The sequence below is a fragment of the Variovorax sp. 01N429 genome, assembly GCF_056399425.1.
The window spans coordinates 32408-46822 of sequence record NZ_JBFTRG010000008.1 but is presented as its reverse complement, the minus strand read 5'-3'; the positions used below and the strand labels follow the sequence as shown (position 1 = coordinate 46822).

Below are 14415 nucleotides of genomic sequence, written 5' to 3'. Positions count from 1 at the left end.
GACTCCGATCGCGTTTGAAATTGCTGCCGCTATTGGCGCTGCTGTTTGCGCTGCTACTTGCCGGTCGATGGTTTCGGCGCGCCGGGAAAGCGCGCGATGTAGTAGGCGAGCGTGTCGAGGTCGTCCGACGGAATCGGCCTCACGGCCTCGGCCATCGCCTGTGTGTAGCCCGGGCGCTTGCCCGATTGAAATTCGTGCAGCGTGAGCTTCAGGTAGTCCTCGCTCTGTTGCGCGATGCGCGCCACCTGCTGGCCGCCGCTCAGATCCGCGCCATGGCACATCACACAGCGAAACTCCTGCGAGAGCGCCTGGCCGCGCGCCATGCGCGCGGCATCGGGCGGCGCGGCCGGTGCAGGTGCAGGCACCGGCGGCAGCGTCGCGATGAAATCCGAGAAGCCCCGCATGTCCTGGTCCGTCATGCCCTTGGCAATGGCCGACATCGCCTCATTGCTGCGCCGGCCTTCGCGAAACAGAAAGAGCTGTGTGATCGCATAGAACGAATGCTGGCCCGCAAGCGATGGCGTCCCCGCCATCTCGCTGCGCCCATTGGCGCCATGGCAGGCCGCGCACACGCTTGCGAAGCGCTGCGCATAGCTGCCTTGCGTGGATGCCGCGCCTTGCGTTCCCTGGGCGCTTGCTGCCAGAGCCGCAAGCCCCAGGAGCGCCATGGCCCCCGCTCTGATCGCCGGTTGCGCCAGCCTCCTCATCGGCCGCCGTAGCTGATGCGATAGATCGCACCCGCGTGGTCATCGCTCACGAGCATCGAGCCGTCCTTGAGTACGAGGAAATCGACCGGCCGCCCGAGGTATTGGTTGTTCTCGACGAATCCGGTCATGAAGGGCTCGACCTTGGCGCCGCCCTTGCCGTCAGGCCATGCCACGGCGATGTCGGCGTACTTCTTCGAGCGGTTCCACGGGCCATGGCGTGCGATGAACATCGCGCCCTGGTACTTCTTCGGGAACATCTTGCCGTCGTAGAAGACCAGTCCCAGTCCGGCCACGTGCGGGCCGAGCAGCGCCGCGGGCTTCACGTAGTCGTCACAGCTCTTGCCCCAGCCGAACTCAGCGTCGAGGATGTTGCCCTGATGGCAATATGGATAGCCGAAATGCTGGCCGACCTTGGTCAGGTGATTGAGCTCATCGTTCGGCAGGTCTTCGCTGAACCAGTCGCGGCCGTTGTCGGTGAACCAGAGGTCGCCCGTCTTCGGATCGAAGTCGAAGCCGACCGTGTTGCGCACACCCTGCGCAATGGTCTCCACGTTGCTGCCGTCGAGGTTCATGCGAAAGATGCGTCCGTGCTGGTCGTCCGGCTCGCAGAGGTTGCAGGGTGCGCCGACGGCGTAGTAGAGCTTGTCGTTGTGTACGCGCAGAAAGCGCCAGCTGTGGTCCTGGCCGCCCGGCAGCTTGTCCGTGAGCACCACGGGCGTCCCGGGGTTGTCGAGCTTGTCCTCGATGTTGTCGTAGCGGTAGATGTGCGTGTTGGTGGCGAGATAGAGCGCGCCCTTGTGATAGGCGATGCCAGTGGCAAAGGGCATCTTGTCGATGAGCGTCTTGGGCTCGTGCTTGCCTTTTTCAGGAATCACGTAGACCTTGTTGCCGACGAACAGCGTGCTCACGAACACGTTGCCCTTGGCGCCTTCGCGCAGTTCGCGCGCGTCGAGCACGCCAGAGGCCCAGGTCTCCACCTTGAAGCCCGGCGGCAGCTTGAACTTGGCTGTAGGCAACTGGTCGGGTGCGGTCGGTATCGGGAAGGCCGGCACCGGCGCCAGACGATTGGCCGCGTCCGTCTTCGGACGCCCCTTGGCCCAACCGGGCTCGTCTGCCGGAGCTTGCTGGGCCCATGCGGCGGTTGCCGCGCAGAGCAAAGCGGCTATCACCGCGAACTGACGGATCGTGGCCATGTGGTGTCTCCTTCTCGTTGTGGGTTGGCTTGCGCCACCCGCCAGTGTGCGTTTGCCGCTGTGCGCGTTCAATAAAATAATCGAGCTAAGCAATATGAACGCCATGCATATCGACGCCATCGACCTCAACCTTCTGCGGCTGTTCGACGCCGTCTATCGAGCCCGCAGCGTCAGCCGTGCGGCCGAATCGCTTGGGCTCACGCAGCCCGCCGCAAGCCACGGGCTGGGGCGCTTGCGTCTGCTGCTGAAGGACGCGCTCTTCATCCGGGCGCCGGGAGGCGTCGCGCCGACCCCGCGCGCCGAGCGGCTCGCGGTGGCGGTGCAATCGGCGCTGGGCACGCTCGAAGATGCGCTCAGCGAGCCCGATCGCTTCGAGCCCGCCGAATCGCGCAAGACTTTCCGCATCCACATGAGCGATATCGGCGAAGGCCGTTTTCTTCCGCTGCTGATGTCCAGGCTGGGCGAATTGGCGCCTGGCGTGCGGCTGGAGACCTTTCCGCTGCAGCCCGGCGACATCGCGCCCGCGCTCGACAGCGGGCGTGTCGATTTCGCGTTTGGGTTCCTTTCGAAGGTGCGCGACACCCAACGCGCGGCGCTGCTGAAGGACCGCTACATCGTGCTCCTGCGCAAGGGCCATCCGTTCGCGCGATCGCGGCGCAATGGGCAGGCCATGCTGGAGGCCTTGCGCAAGCTCGAATACGTGGCGGTGCGCACGCACGCCGAGACGCTGCGCATCCTGCAACTGCTCAATCTAGAAGATCGTGTGCGCCTGACGACCGAGCACTTCATGGTGCTGCCGGCCATCGTCCGCGCGACGGACCTGGCCGTGGTGATGCCGCGCAACATCGCGCGCGGCTTTGCCGAAGAGGGCGGCTACGCGATCGTCGAGCCGGCGTTTCCGTTGCGCGACTTCACGGTGTCGCTGCACTGGAGCAAGCGCTTCGAGGCCGACCCTGCGAACCGGTGGCTGCGTCAGGTGGTCCGGGATCTGTTCACGGAGGCGTAGGTGCTTAGGTGTTTACCCACCCCTTCCATACCAAGCCCCACATAGCCGATATGGGCACGCATATATGCGTATGCGGCTCTAAAGGACTAACTTCCAGTTGGCCCGATTTTTGAACGAGCATGAGCATGACACCGAGCACACAACCCATCCGCTTTTTCCACCAAGGCCGGATCGTCGACATCAGCGGCGTCCACCCGACGCGCTCCGTGCTGGACTGGCTGCGCGAGGATGCTCGCTGCACCGGCACCAAGGAAGGGTGCAACGAGGGCGATTGCGGTGCATGCACCGTTGTGATCGGCGAACTGGCCGAACCCGGCGAAAAGGGCGCGATCGGCGGATTGCGGTTGCAGACCGTCAATGCCTGCATCCAGTTTCTGCCGACCTTGCACGGCAAGGCGCTGTTCACCGTCGAGGATCTCAAGGCGCAATGCAGCCAGGGCCGTGACGCGCACGTGCACGACAAGCACCCCGTGCAGCGCCTGCATCCGGTGCAGCAGGCGATGGTCGACTGCCACGGTTCGCAATGCGGCTTCTGCACGCCGGGCTTCGTGATGTCGCTCTGGTCCACCTATGAGCACCATCAGGCCGATGGCACGCGGCCGACGCGGCAGCAACTGGCCGACGATCTTTCGGGCAACCTCTGCCGCTGCACCGGCTATCGCCCCATCCTCGACGCCGGTCAGCGCATGTTCGACCTGCCTGATGCGCGCCTCGACACCCAGCCTGTGGTGAAGGCGCTCACGAGCCTGCAGCACGAGAGCACTTTCGAATACGCCGCCCCCTTGGGTCAGCGCATCGACCACTTTCATGCGCCCACCACCTTGGCCGAGTTGGCGGCGCTGCGCATGGAAAAGCCCGCGGCGCAGCTTCTGGCCGGGTCGACCGATGTGGGCCTGTGGGTGAACAAGCAGTTCCGCGACTTGGGCGACATCATCTTCGTCGGCGATGTGGCCGAAATGAAGACCATCGAGGAGCGCGCCGACGAGCTTTATCTCGGCGCCGGCGCATCGCTCGAATCCGCCTTCGCGGCCCTGACGCGGCGCGTCCCCAGCCTGACCGACGTGTGGCTGCGCTTTGCCTCGCCGCCGATCCGCAATGCCGGCACCATCGGTGGCAATGTCGCCAACGGCTCGCCCATCGGCGATTCGCCGCCCGTGCTGATGTCCCTCGACGCCGAAATCGAACTGCGTCGAGGCGAGCACGTGCGCCGCATGCCGCTGCCCGATTTCTATGTCGACTACATGAAGAACCGCCTGCTGCCAGGCGAATTTGTCCAGGGGCTCGCGATTCCTCTCGCCGCGCTCCAGCGCCAGATCAGGGCCTACAAGATCAGCAAGCGATTCGATTGCGACATCTCGGCCCTGTGCGGCGGATTCGCGGTCACCCTCGACCGTGACGTCGTGAAGGAGGTGCGCCTGGCTTTCGGCGGCATGGCCGCGATCGTCAAGCGTGCTGCGCAGGCCGAAGCCGCCCTTGTCGGCAAGCCCTGGACACAGTCCAGCGTGAACGCCGCCAAGCTCGCGCTGGCGCAGGATTTCAAGCCCTTGACCGACATGCGGGCAAGCGCAGACTATCGACTCCAGGTGGCGCAGAACCTGCTGCAACGGCTTTGGCTGGAAACGCGCGCGACCGATCCGTTGCCGCTCGAAGCGACCAGCGTCTGGAGCGTGATGCCGCACATCGTGGCGGAAGGAGCCTGAGATGAACAAGCCATTGGACCCGAACCTCCTCAAACCGGCTGAGGCTTTTGCCGACTACCTCACCAACACCGCCGCACGCATCGACGTGGGCGCGGAAGCCAAGGCGCATGACGATGGCGCGCGCGTGGGCATCAGCCGGCCGCACGAATCGGCGCGGCTGCACGTGGCCGGCGAGGCGACCTACATCGACGACATCCCCGAACTTGCGGGCACGCTGCATTGCGCACTGGGTCTCTCGCCCGTGGCCAACGGCCGGCTCAAGGACATGAAGCTCGATGAGATTCGCGCCATGCCGGGCGTGGTGGCGGTCATCACCGCCGCGGACATCCCGGGCAGCAACGATTGCGGATCGATCGTGCACGACGACCCCATCCTCTGCAGCGGTGACATCCGCTACATGGGCCAGCCCGTCTTCGCCGTCATCGCCGAAACACGCGATGCCGCACGACGCGCCGCCGCCCGCGCCAAGGACGCGCTCGACATCGAGGCCGCGCCGCCCGTCCTGACGCCGCAAGAAGCGCATGCGAAAGAGCAGTACGTCGTGCCGCCGATGCACGTCGTGCGCAGCACGAACGAAGGCGGTGCGAAGGCGGCCATCGCCAGGGCGCCGCACCGGCTGAAGGCCGAGCTCGACGTCGGCGGGCAGGAGCAGTTCTATCTCGAAGGCCAGATCAGCTATGCCATCCCGAAGGAAGGCGGTTCGATGCATGTGTATTGCTCGACCCAGCATCCGAGCGAGATGCAGCATCTGGTGGCGCATGCGCTTCATCTGCATGCCAACGAAGTGCACGTGGAGTGCCGTCGCATGGGCGGGGGCTTCGGCGGCAAGGAATCGCAATCGGCGCTCTTCGCCTGCGTGGCATCCGTCGCCGCCAACAAGCTGAAGCGACCGGTCAAGCTGCGGCTGGACCGGGACGACGACTTCATGATCACTGGCCGGCGCCATTGCTTCTGGTACGAATATGAAGTCGGCTACGACGACGAAGGCCGCATCCTCGGCGCCGAGATCACGATGGTCTCGCGAGCAGGGCACTCGGCCGATCTCTCGGGCCCGGTGATGACGCGTGCGCTCTGCCACTTCGACAACGCCTACTGGCTGCCCGACGTGGCCATGCACGGTTTTTCCGGAAAGACCAACACGCAAAGCAACACGGCCTTCCGCGGCTTTGGGGGTCCACAGGGTGCCATTGCGATGGAGAACATCCTGGACACCGTGGCGCGTGAATTGGGGCGCGATCCGCTGGATGTGCGCCGGGTCAATTTCTACGGCAAGGGCGAGAACAACGTCACGCCCTACGGCCAGGTCGTGACCGACAACATCATTCATGAACTGGTCGACGAACTGGAGACCAGCAGCGACTACCGCGCGCGCCGCGAAGCGATTGCGGCTTTCAACGCCGCGAGTCCGGTTCTCAAGCGCGGCATCGCACTCGCGCCGCTGAAGTTCGGCATCTCGTTCAACGTCAAGCACTTCAACCAGGCCGGCGCGCTGGTGCACGTCTACACCGACGGCTCGATCCTCGTGAACCACGGCGGCACCGAAATGGGGCAGGGGTTGAACACCAAGGTGGCGCAGGTCGTTGCGCATGAACTGGGAGTGAGCTTCGAGAGCGTGAAGGTCACGGCCACCGATACGCAGAAGGTCGCCAACACCTCGGCCACCGCGGCATCGACCGGTGCCGACCTGAACGGCAAGGCCGCCCAGGATGCCGCCCGGCAAATTCGCGAACGCCTGGCCGCATGCGCGGCCGCACGCCACGGCGGCGAGGCTTCGGCAGTGCGCTTTGCCAACGACAAAGTCGAAGTCAACGGGCGCACACTGCCTTTCAGCACGCTGGTCGGCGAGGCCTACCTCGACAGCGTGCAACTGTGGTCCGACGGTTTCTACGCCACGCCCGGCCTGAGCTGGGACAAGGACAAGATGCAGGGCCGTCCCTTTTTCTACTACGCCTATGGCGCGGCGGTGAGCGAAGTCATCGTCGACACGCTGACGGGTGAATGGAAGTTGCTGCGCGCGGACATCCTGCATGACGCCGGCAAGTCGCTGAACCCTGCAGTCGATATCGGCCAGGTCGAAGGCGCCTTCATCCAGGGCATGGGCTGGCTGACCACCGAAGAACTGGTGTGGCACCCGAAGACCGGACTGCTGACCACGCATGCGCCCAGCACCTACAAGATTCCGACCGCGAACGATTGCCCGCCGGTGCTCAACGTGCGGCTTTACGAAGGCGAGAACTTCGAGGATTCGATCCATCGCAGCAAGGCGGTGGGCGAGCCACCGCTGCTGCTGCCGTTCTCGGTGTTCTTCGCGATCCGCGACGCCGTGTCGGCAGCGGGCGAGCATCGCACCGATCCACCGCTGCGCGCGCCTGCCACCAGCGAGTCGATCCTGCGTGCGGTCACCGCGGTGCAGAACGCGGCTGCCTGAGGGCGCTTTCATGTGAAAGCCGCGCTGTATAACTGCCCGCACCTACCAGACCTACGCGGGCAGCTATGAGAGACCAGGCGCTTCTAGACAAGATTGATCTTCATCTCATCAGGGTTCTTCACACCGTGTTGACTGACCGCAGCGTTTCGCGTGCCGCCATCCGATTGGGGATGTACCAGCCCGCCGTCTCCGCAGCCCTGAAGCGGCTGCGCGAGCTGTCGGGCGACCCGTTGCTGGTGCGCTCGGGCTCGGGCATGGTCCCGACGGATGCGGGGCTGCGGATGATCGAGCCGGCTGCCGCCATCCTGCGGTCCGCCGAGGTGCTTTTCAGCGACGCGCGCGGGTTCGATCCGCAGACGGCGGCCACCACCTTCCGCATCGCGGCGAGCGACTACATGGACCCGCTCTTCCTGCCGCAACTGGTGGCGCAGATCAAGAGCCAGGCGCCGCTCTGCCAGATCGAGATCCATCCGCTGTCCTCGGATTCGGACTATCACGCGCATCTCTCGCTCGGGCAGGTCGACGTGGTGATCGGCAACTGGCTCAAGCCGCCGGAAGACCTGCACATGGCGCGGCTCTTCGGCGACGACATCGTCTCGCTGGTCAACAAGGACCATCCGGCTGTGCGCCGCGGATGGGACCTGGAAAGCTGGCTCTCGGCCGAGCACATCGCGCCGACGCCCACCCATCCGGGCGCGCGCGGGATCATCGACCAGATGCTCGACGACATGGGCCGGCAGCGCAACATCACAGCGCGCTGCGCGCACTTCGGGCTCATTCCGGACATCGTCGCGTCGAGCCTGCTGGTGCTGACCACCGGCCGCCAGTATTGCGAGCGCTTCCTCGACCGGCTGCCGGTGGCGATCCTCGAATGCCCCGTGCCGCTGCCGCGCCTCATGTATTACCAGTTGTGGCATGAGCGCACCCATTCATCGAGTTCGGCGCGCTGGCTGCGCGAGCGGGCCAAGTCGGTAGCGGCGTCGTTGCGGCCCATGGCGGCCCCCGGCTCCGGCCCCGAATAGAACAGTTTTTCGCGCCGGCGTCGCGATCAAGACAACCCACGCCATCGACACACACAAGCACTCGGAGACAAGACGATGAACCGGACAGATCAGATGCTCGACCTCAGCGGGCAGGCCCCCCCACGCCACGCGGCCCCGCAGCAAGCCTCTGCCAAGGGCTGGGCGGAACGGATGTTCAAGCTCGAAGAGCACGGCACCACCGTGCGCACGGAAATCGTGGCGGGCCTCACGACCTTCCTGACGATGGCCTACATCATCTTCGTGAACCCGTCGATCCTCGGCGACGCGGGCATGCCGAAGGACGCGGTGTTCGTTGCCACCTGCCTGATCGCCGCACTCGGCACCGGCATCATGGCGCTGTATGCCAACTACCCGATCGCGCTGGCGCCGGGCATGGGGCTCAACGCGTACTTTGCCTATGTGGTGGTGCTGCAGATGGGCTTCACCTGGCAGGCTGCGCTGGGAGCGGTGTTCATCTCGGGGTGCCTCTTCCTGCTGGTGACGGTGTTCAAGCTTCGCGAGCTGATCATCAGGGGCATACCGCATTCGATCCGAATCGCGATCACAGTCGGGATCGGGCTCTTCCTCGCGATCATTGCGCTCAAGAGCGCGGGCATCGTGGCGCCCTCCAAGGCGACCTACGTCACCCTGGGCAATCTGCACACGCCCGAGGTCGTCCTGTCGACGCTCGGCTTTTTCTTGATCGTGGTGCTCGACCGGCTCAAGGTGCCCGGCGCGATCCTGATCGGAATCATCGCGGTGACGGTGCTGTCCTTTTTCTTCGGCGGCAACACCTTTCATGGCGTGTTCGCGGCGCCGCCTTCGATTGCGCCGACCTTCCTGCAGCTTGACATCAAGGCGGCGCTGTCTGGCGGCATCCTGAACGTGGTGCTGGTCTTCTTCCTTGTCGAACTCTTCGACGCCACCGGCACGCTGATGGGTGTGGCCAAGCGCGCGGGCCTGCTGGTGCCGGGCAAGATGGACCGCCTGAACAAATCGCTTCTCGCCGACAGCGGCGCGATCTTCGCGGGTTCGCTGCTGGGCACGTCGAGCACGACCGCCTATGTGGAAAGCGCCGCGGGCGTGCAGGCAGGTGGCCGCACGGGGCTGACGGCGCTCACCGTGGCCGTGCTGTTCCTGGCGGCGCTGGTCATTTCGCCCCTGGCAGGTGCAGTGCCGGCGTATGCGACAGCCCCGGCCTTGTTCTTCGTGGCCTGTTTGATGCTTAGGGAATTGACCGAGCTGAATTGGGACGAGACCACCGAGACGATCCCCGCAGTCGTGACGGCGCTCACCATGCCATTCACCTATTCCATCGCCAATGGCCTGGCGTTCGGCTTCATCACCTATGCGGCGCTGAAGCTGTTCACGGGCAAGGTCAAGGAGGTGCACTGGATGGTGTGGCTCATCGGCGGAGTCTTCCTCTTCAAGTTCATCTACATAGGCGGTTCATGACCCGGCCTGTTTCGGGGGTGTAATACGCGCATGAAAAGGCAGGCACAGCCATGAAAATCCACAGACTCCAGCTCGCGCACATCACCAAGCGCTATCCGGCGGTCGTCGCCAACAGCGATGTTTCGCTGACGGTGGCTGCCGGCGAAACGCATGCGGTGCTCGGCGAAAACGGCGCCGGCAAATCCACGCTGATGAAGATCATCTACGGCTCGGTCAAGCCGGATGAAGGCACCGTGATGTTCAACGGCCAGCCGGTGAACGTGCGCAACCCGCAGGAAGCGCGGGCGCTGGGCATCAGCATGGTTTTCCAGCACTTCAGCCTCTTCGACACGCTCACCGTCGCCGAAAACGTCTGGCTGGGCCTGGACAAGAGCCTTGCGCTGGCGGAAGTCGCGCGTCGCGTCGAGGCCAAGGCTGGCGAATACGGGCTGGACATCGACCCCTCGCGCCCGGTGCACACGCTGTCGGTCGGCGAGATGCAGCGCGTCGAGATCATCCGCGCGCTGCTCACGGACCCCAAGCTGCTGATCCTCGACGAGCCGACCTCGGTGCTGACACCGCAGGCGGTGCAAAAGCTCTTCGTCGTGCTGAAGAAGCTGGCGTCCGAGGGCTGCAGCATCCTCTACATCAGCCATAAGCTGCATGAAATCCGCGAGCTGTGCACGGCCTGCACGGTTTTGCGCGGCGGCAAGGTGACGGGGGTCTGCAACCCGCAGAACGAATCCAACGAATCGCTCTCGCGCCTGATGATTGGCGCGGAGCCGCCGCCGCTCACGCACCGGCCGATCCATGCGGGCGCGGTGGCGCTCGAGGTCAAGCGCCTGTCGCTGGCGCGCGAGGACCAGTTCGGCGTCGACCTGGACGGGATCTCGCTGGATGTGCGCGCCGGCGAGGTGGTCGGCATCGCGGGTGTGTCGGGCAACGGGCAGAAGGAACTGCTCTATGCCTTGTCGGGCGAAGACACCCGTGCGGAGTCCCGGATGATCGAGGTGTTCGGGCAGCCTGCCGCGCACTTCAGGCCACGCCGCCGCCGCGCGCTGGGGCTGCATTTCGTGCCCGAGGAGCGGCTGGGCCGCGGCGCCGTGCCGACGCTGGGTCTGGCGCACAACCTCTTGCTCACGCGCAGCAATGCGATCGGAAAGGGCGGATGGATTCGCACACGCGCGCTGAACCAGCATGCCAGCGACATCATCAAGCGCTTCAACGTCAAGGCCGGGGGGCCGGGCGCTGCGGCACGCTCGCTGTCGGGCGGCAATCTGCAGAAATTCATCGTCGGCCGGGAGATCGACGCCAACCCGAAGATCTTCATCGTCTCGCAACCGACCTGGGGCGTCGACGTGGGCGCCGCGGCGTTGATTCGCGGCGAGATCCTCGCGTTGCGCGACGCAGGCTGCGCAGTGCTGGTGGTGAGCGAAGAACTCGATGAGCTCTTCGAGATCAGCGACCGCTTGTACGTGATCGCCAAGGGCAGGCTGTCGCCGTCCATCGACCGCGCCGCTGCGACGGTGCCGCAGATCGGCGAGTGGATGAGCGGGCTCTGGGACAAGTCGCACCAGGGCGCCGCGGCGTCGTCGGAGGTGGCCCATGCTTAAGCTCGAACCCCGCCCGCAACTGTCGCGCTTCTGGAGCTACGGCTCTCCGATCCTGGCACTGTTGATCACGGTGTTGATCGGCATGGTGCTCTTCGCGCTGCTGGGCAAGGACCCGGTCAAGGGCTTGCTGGTTTTCTTCTGGGAGCCGATCAAGAGCAGCTATGCGTTGGGCGAGCTGATGGTCAAGGCCACGCCGCTGTTGATCATCGCGCTCGGTCTTGCGGTGTGTTTTCGCGCCAACGTGTGGAACATCGGCGCCGAAGGGCAGTTCGTCTTCGGCGCCATGGCAGCCGGCGGCGTGGCGTTGCTGGCCGACAAGGAGACCAGCCAGTGGATCGTCGCTGGCATCCTGCTCGCGGGCATTGCCGGCGGGATGGTGTGGGCCGGCATCGTGGCGTTCCTGCGGGACAAGTTCAATGCGAACGAAATCCTCGTGAGCCTGATGCTGGTGTACGTGGCGACGCTGCTGCTGGGCTACATGGTCTACGGGCCATGGAAGGATCCGCACGGCTACAACTTCCCCCAGACGAAGACCTTCGAAGCGGTGACGCAGATTCCGCGGCTCATGAAGGGCTCGCGCGTGAGCATCGGCCTCGTCATCGCGCTGATCGGCGCGGCGGGGCTATGGGTCTTTCTGTTCCGCACGCGGGCGGGCTTCGCTCAGCAGGTCGGCGGATTGGCGCCGGCCGCGGCGCGCTACGCAGGCTTCTCGGCGCGGCGCGCGGTGTGGATCGCGCTGCTCACCTCGGGCGGTGCGGCCGGTCTTGCAGGGGCGCTCGAAGTCGCCGGGCCAATCGGCCAGCTCAATCCCTATGTGCCGGCCGGCTACGGCTTCGCCGCGATCATCGTGGCCTTCGTCGGACGGCTGCATCCGGTGGGAATGATCTTCTCGGCGGTGCTGATGAGCATGTTCTATATCGGCGGCGAACTGGCCCAGTCGCGGCTGGGATTGCCGAAATCGCTCACGGGAGTGTTCCAGGGCCTGCTGCTGTTCACGCTGCTGGCTTGCGACACGCTCATTGCCTATCGCATCCGGCGCAAGCTCGCGCCCAAGGCCGTGGCTGAACCCGGAACGTCTTCGCTGCAGGCCAGCACACCCCTCACTGCGCCCGTCGCCCGTCCTTCCGAAGGAACTGCATGATGGAAAGCTACGCACTCCTCCTGGGGTCAACCCTGAGCGCCGGCACGGTGCTCGCCATTGCGGCGCTGGGCCTGCTGATCAACGAGAAGGCCGGCATCGTGAACCTCGGCGCCGAGGGCATGATGCTCTGCGCCGCCATCGCGGGCTTTGCCACGGTGGTCACGACGCACAACACCTGGCTCGGCTTTCTGGCGGGCATGGCTGCCGGTGCATTGCTGGCTACCTTCTTCGGCGTGCTGGTGATCTGGCTCAACACCAACCAGTACGCGACGGGGCTTGCGCTCAGTCTCTTCGGCGTCGGCTTCTCGGCATTCGCAGGCATCAACTTCGTGCAGGCCAAGCTGCCGGAGAGCGTGTCGTATGCGATCCCGGTGCTCGGCGATATCCCTCTGGTCGGGCCGGCGCTGTTCCGGCATCACCCGATGGTGTATTTCGCGGTGGTGCTGACCTTCGGGCTCATCTGGTTCCTCTATCGCACGCGGGCGGGACTGGTGCTGCGCTCGGTCGGCGAATCGCCGGAGTCGTCGCATGCGCTGGGCTATCCGGTACGGCGCATTCGCTTGACGGCAGTGATCGCAGGCGGCGCGCTGTGCGGATTGGCGGGCGCTTATCTCTCGACGGTGTACACCCCGCTGTGGGTCGAAGGCATGGTGGCCGGACGGGGTTGGATTGCATTGGCACTGACGACTTTCGCGACCTGGCGGCCGGTGCGCGTGCTGCTCGGCGCATACCTGTTCGGCGGTGTCTCCATGCTCGGTTTTCACCTGCAAAGCACTGGCGTCAACGTGCCGAGTCAATTCCTGAGCATGCTGACGTACGTCGCGCCGATCGTGGTGCTGGCATTGATCTCGCGCAACCCCGCTTTCATTCGCGTGAACATGCCCGCTTCGATAGGAAAACCGTTCTACCCCGGCTCATAATCTCGCGTTTCCGTTTTCCGTTTCGCTCTGTTTCTCTGCCAACCTGTCCTTTGAGGATTTCAAGAAATGAATGATCTGAACAAGCGTTCCCTGCTCAAGCTGGCTGCCCTCACGGCAGTGGCTTCGGCCGCCCTCATCGGCTGCGGCAAAAAGGAAGAAGCCGCCGCACCGGCGGCAGCACCCGCAGCGCCGGCACCCACTGCCGCTGCGCCGGCACCGGCTTCGACGGGCCCGCTCAACATTGCTTTCGCCTACGTGGGCCCGGTGGGCGACGGCGGCTGGTCGTTCGCGCACGACAACGGCCGCAAGGCGCTCGAAAAGGAATTCGGCGACAAGATCAAGACCACCTTCGTCGAAAGCGTGCCCGAAGGCGCCGACGCCGAGCGCGTGTTCCGCGACATGGTGAGCCAGGGCAACAAGCTGATCTTCGGCACGACCTTCGGCTACATGGAGCCGATGCTCAAGGTCGCAGCCGACAACAAGGACGTGAAGTTCGAGCACGCCACCGGCTACAAGACGGCCGAGAACATGCGCACCTACGACAGCCGCACCTATGAAGGCGCCTACATGGCCGGCATCGTCGCCGGCTCGATGACCAAGAGCAACACGCTGGGCGTGGTCGGCTCGGTGCCGATCCCCGAAGTGCTGCGCAACATCAACAGCTTTACGCTGGGCGCGCAATCGGTGAACCCCAAGATCACGACCAAGGTCGTGTGGGTGAACGAATGGTTCAGCCCGCCGAAGGAAACCGAAGCCGCTACCGCGCTGATCAACGGCGGCGCCGACGTGCTCTTCCAGAACACCGACTCGCCCGCCGTGCTCAAGACCGCGCAGGAAAAGGGCAAGCGCGCATTCGGCTGGGATTCGGACATGACTGCCTACGGACCGAAGGCTCACCTCGCCTCGGCCGTCATCAACTGGTCTCCGTACTACATCAAGGCCACCCAGGACGTGCTCGACGGCAAGTGGACGACCGGCCAGAGCTGGTGGGGCGTGAAGGAAGGCGCGATCGATCTCGTCTCGATCGCCGAGGACGTGCCTGCCGAAGCCAAGGCCAAGGTCGACGAAGTCAAGAAGGGCCTGAAGGACGGCAGCTTCTCGATCTGGAAAGGCCCGATCGTGGACCAGGAGGGCAAGGAACTGGTCGCCAACGGCGCGGTGGCGGACGACAAGTTCCTCACCGGCATCAATTTCTACGTCAAGGGCGTGGAAGGCAAGGTTCCGGGCGGCGACAAGAAGTAATCCGCAGCC

The 14415-nt window shown here is 64.9% G+C and carries 11 protein-coding genes; 9 read left to right on the top strand and 2 right to left on the bottom strand.

Going from position 1 to position 14415, the window contains the following annotated elements; all coding sequences use genetic code 11:
- Window positions 1–53 precede the first annotated feature (53 nt).
- Window positions 54–668 carry a c-type cytochrome gene (locus tag AC1DSF_RS15795; RefSeq protein ID WP_478183104.1) on the bottom strand — a complete coding sequence of 205 codons (615 nt, stop codon included), beginning with the start codon at window positions 666–668 and terminating at the stop codon, window positions 54–56.
- Window positions 669–703: 35 nt separating this feature from the next.
- The gene (locus AC1DSF_RS15790) at window positions 704–1900 is read right to left on the bottom strand and encodes a PQQ-dependent sugar dehydrogenase (RefSeq protein WP_478183103.1); all 1197 of its coding nucleotides are present in this window, start codon (window positions 1898–1900) and stop codon (window positions 704–706) included.
- A 94-nt stretch (window positions 1901–1994) separates the two neighbouring features.
- Between AC1DSF_RS15790 and AC1DSF_RS15785 the strand changes: the two genes are divergently transcribed.
- The 9 genes from AC1DSF_RS15785 (at window position 1995) to AC1DSF_RS15745 (ending at window position 14406) form a co-directional block, all read left to right on the top strand.
- Window positions 1995–2906 carry a LysR family transcriptional regulator gene (locus tag AC1DSF_RS15785; RefSeq protein WP_478127129.1) on the top strand — a complete coding sequence of 304 codons (912 nt, stop codon included), beginning with the start codon at window positions 1995–1997 and terminating at the stop codon, window positions 2904–2906.
- A gap of 119 nt (window positions 2907–3025) precedes the next feature.
- Window positions 3026–4606 (top strand): xanthine dehydrogenase small subunit, encoded by a 1581-nt coding sequence (xdhA, locus tag AC1DSF_RS15780; protein ID WP_478183102.1) that lies wholly within the window; start codon window positions 3026–3028, stop codon window positions 4604–4606.
- 1 nt (window position 4607) lies between these two features.
- Entirely contained in the window at window positions 4608–7034 is a 2427-nt protein-coding gene (xdhB, locus tag AC1DSF_RS15775; RefSeq protein ID WP_478127127.1) for a xanthine dehydrogenase molybdopterin binding subunit, read from the top strand.
- A 65-nt stretch (window positions 7035–7099) separates the two neighbouring features.
- Window positions 7100–8056 carry a LysR family transcriptional regulator gene (locus AC1DSF_RS15770; protein ID WP_478127126.1) on the top strand — a complete coding sequence of 319 codons (957 nt, stop codon included), beginning with the start codon at window positions 7100–7102 and terminating at the stop codon, window positions 8054–8056.
- Between the two features lie 171 nt (window positions 8057–8227).
- On the top strand, window positions 8228–9511 hold the full coding sequence (locus AC1DSF_RS15765) for an NCS2 family permease (RefSeq protein ID WP_478127362.1): 1284 nt from the start codon (window positions 8228–8230) through the stop codon (window positions 9509–9511).
- Between the two features lie 50 nt (window positions 9512–9561).
- Window positions 9562–11103: an ABC transporter ATP-binding protein gene (locus AC1DSF_RS15760; RefSeq protein ID WP_478127125.1), complete on the top strand. Its 1542-nt coding sequence runs from the start codon at window positions 9562–9564 to the stop codon at window positions 11101–11103.
- Window positions 11096–12244, top strand: coding sequence for an ABC transporter permease (locus AC1DSF_RS15755; RefSeq protein WP_478127124.1), 1149 nt, complete (start codon window positions 11096–11098; stop codon window positions 12242–12244). The genes AC1DSF_RS15760 and AC1DSF_RS15755 overlap by 8 nt, the downstream gene beginning before the upstream one ends.
- Window positions 12244–13164 carry an ABC transporter permease gene (locus AC1DSF_RS15750; RefSeq protein ID WP_478127123.1) on the top strand — a complete coding sequence of 307 codons (921 nt, stop codon included), beginning with the start codon at window positions 12244–12246 and terminating at the stop codon, window positions 13162–13164. The genes AC1DSF_RS15755 and AC1DSF_RS15750 overlap by 1 nt, the downstream gene beginning before the upstream one ends.
- A gap of 66 nt (window positions 13165–13230) precedes the next feature.
- The gene (locus AC1DSF_RS15745; RefSeq protein ID WP_478127122.1) at window positions 13231–14406 is read left to right on the top strand and encodes a BMP family ABC transporter substrate-binding protein; all 1176 of its coding nucleotides are present in this window, start codon (window positions 13231–13233) and stop codon (window positions 14404–14406) included.
- Window positions 14407–14415: the final 9 nt, after the last annotated feature.

Coding starts and splice junctions, on each gene's coding strand:
- AC1DSF_RS15785 (WP_478127129.1), top strand. CDS start 1,995: ATGAACGCCATGCATATCGACGCCATCGACCTCAACCTTCTGCGGCTG.
- xdhB (WP_478127127.1), top strand. CDS start 4,608: ATGAACAAGCCATTGGACCCGAACCTCCTCAAACCGGCTGAGGCTTTT.
- AC1DSF_RS15760 (WP_478127125.1), top strand. CDS start 9,562: ATGAAAATCCACAGACTCCAGCTCGCGCACATCACCAAGCGCTATCCG.
- AC1DSF_RS15795 (WP_478183104.1), bottom strand. CDS start 668: ATGGCGCTCCTGGGGCTTGCGGCTCTGGCAGCAAGCGCCCAGGGAACG.
- AC1DSF_RS15755 (WP_478127124.1), top strand. CDS start 11,096: ATGCTTAAGCTCGAACCCCGCCCGCAACTGTCGCGCTTCTGGAGCTAC.
- AC1DSF_RS15745 (WP_478127122.1), top strand. CDS start 13,231: ATGAATGATCTGAACAAGCGTTCCCTGCTCAAGCTGGCTGCCCTCACG.
- xdhA (WP_478183102.1), top strand. CDS start 3,026: ATGAGCATGACACCGAGCACACAACCCATCCGCTTTTTCCACCAAGGC.
- AC1DSF_RS15765 (WP_478127362.1), top strand. CDS start 8,228: ATGTTCAAGCTCGAAGAGCACGGCACCACCGTGCGCACGGAAATCGTG.
- AC1DSF_RS15770 (WP_478127126.1), top strand. CDS start 7,100: ATGAGAGACCAGGCGCTTCTAGACAAGATTGATCTTCATCTCATCAGG.
- AC1DSF_RS15790 (WP_478183103.1), bottom strand. CDS start 1,900: ATGGCCACGATCCGTCAGTTCGCGGTGATAGCCGCTTTGCTCTGCGCG.
- AC1DSF_RS15750 (WP_478127123.1), top strand. CDS start 12,244: ATGGAAAGCTACGCACTCCTCCTGGGGTCAACCCTGAGCGCCGGCACG.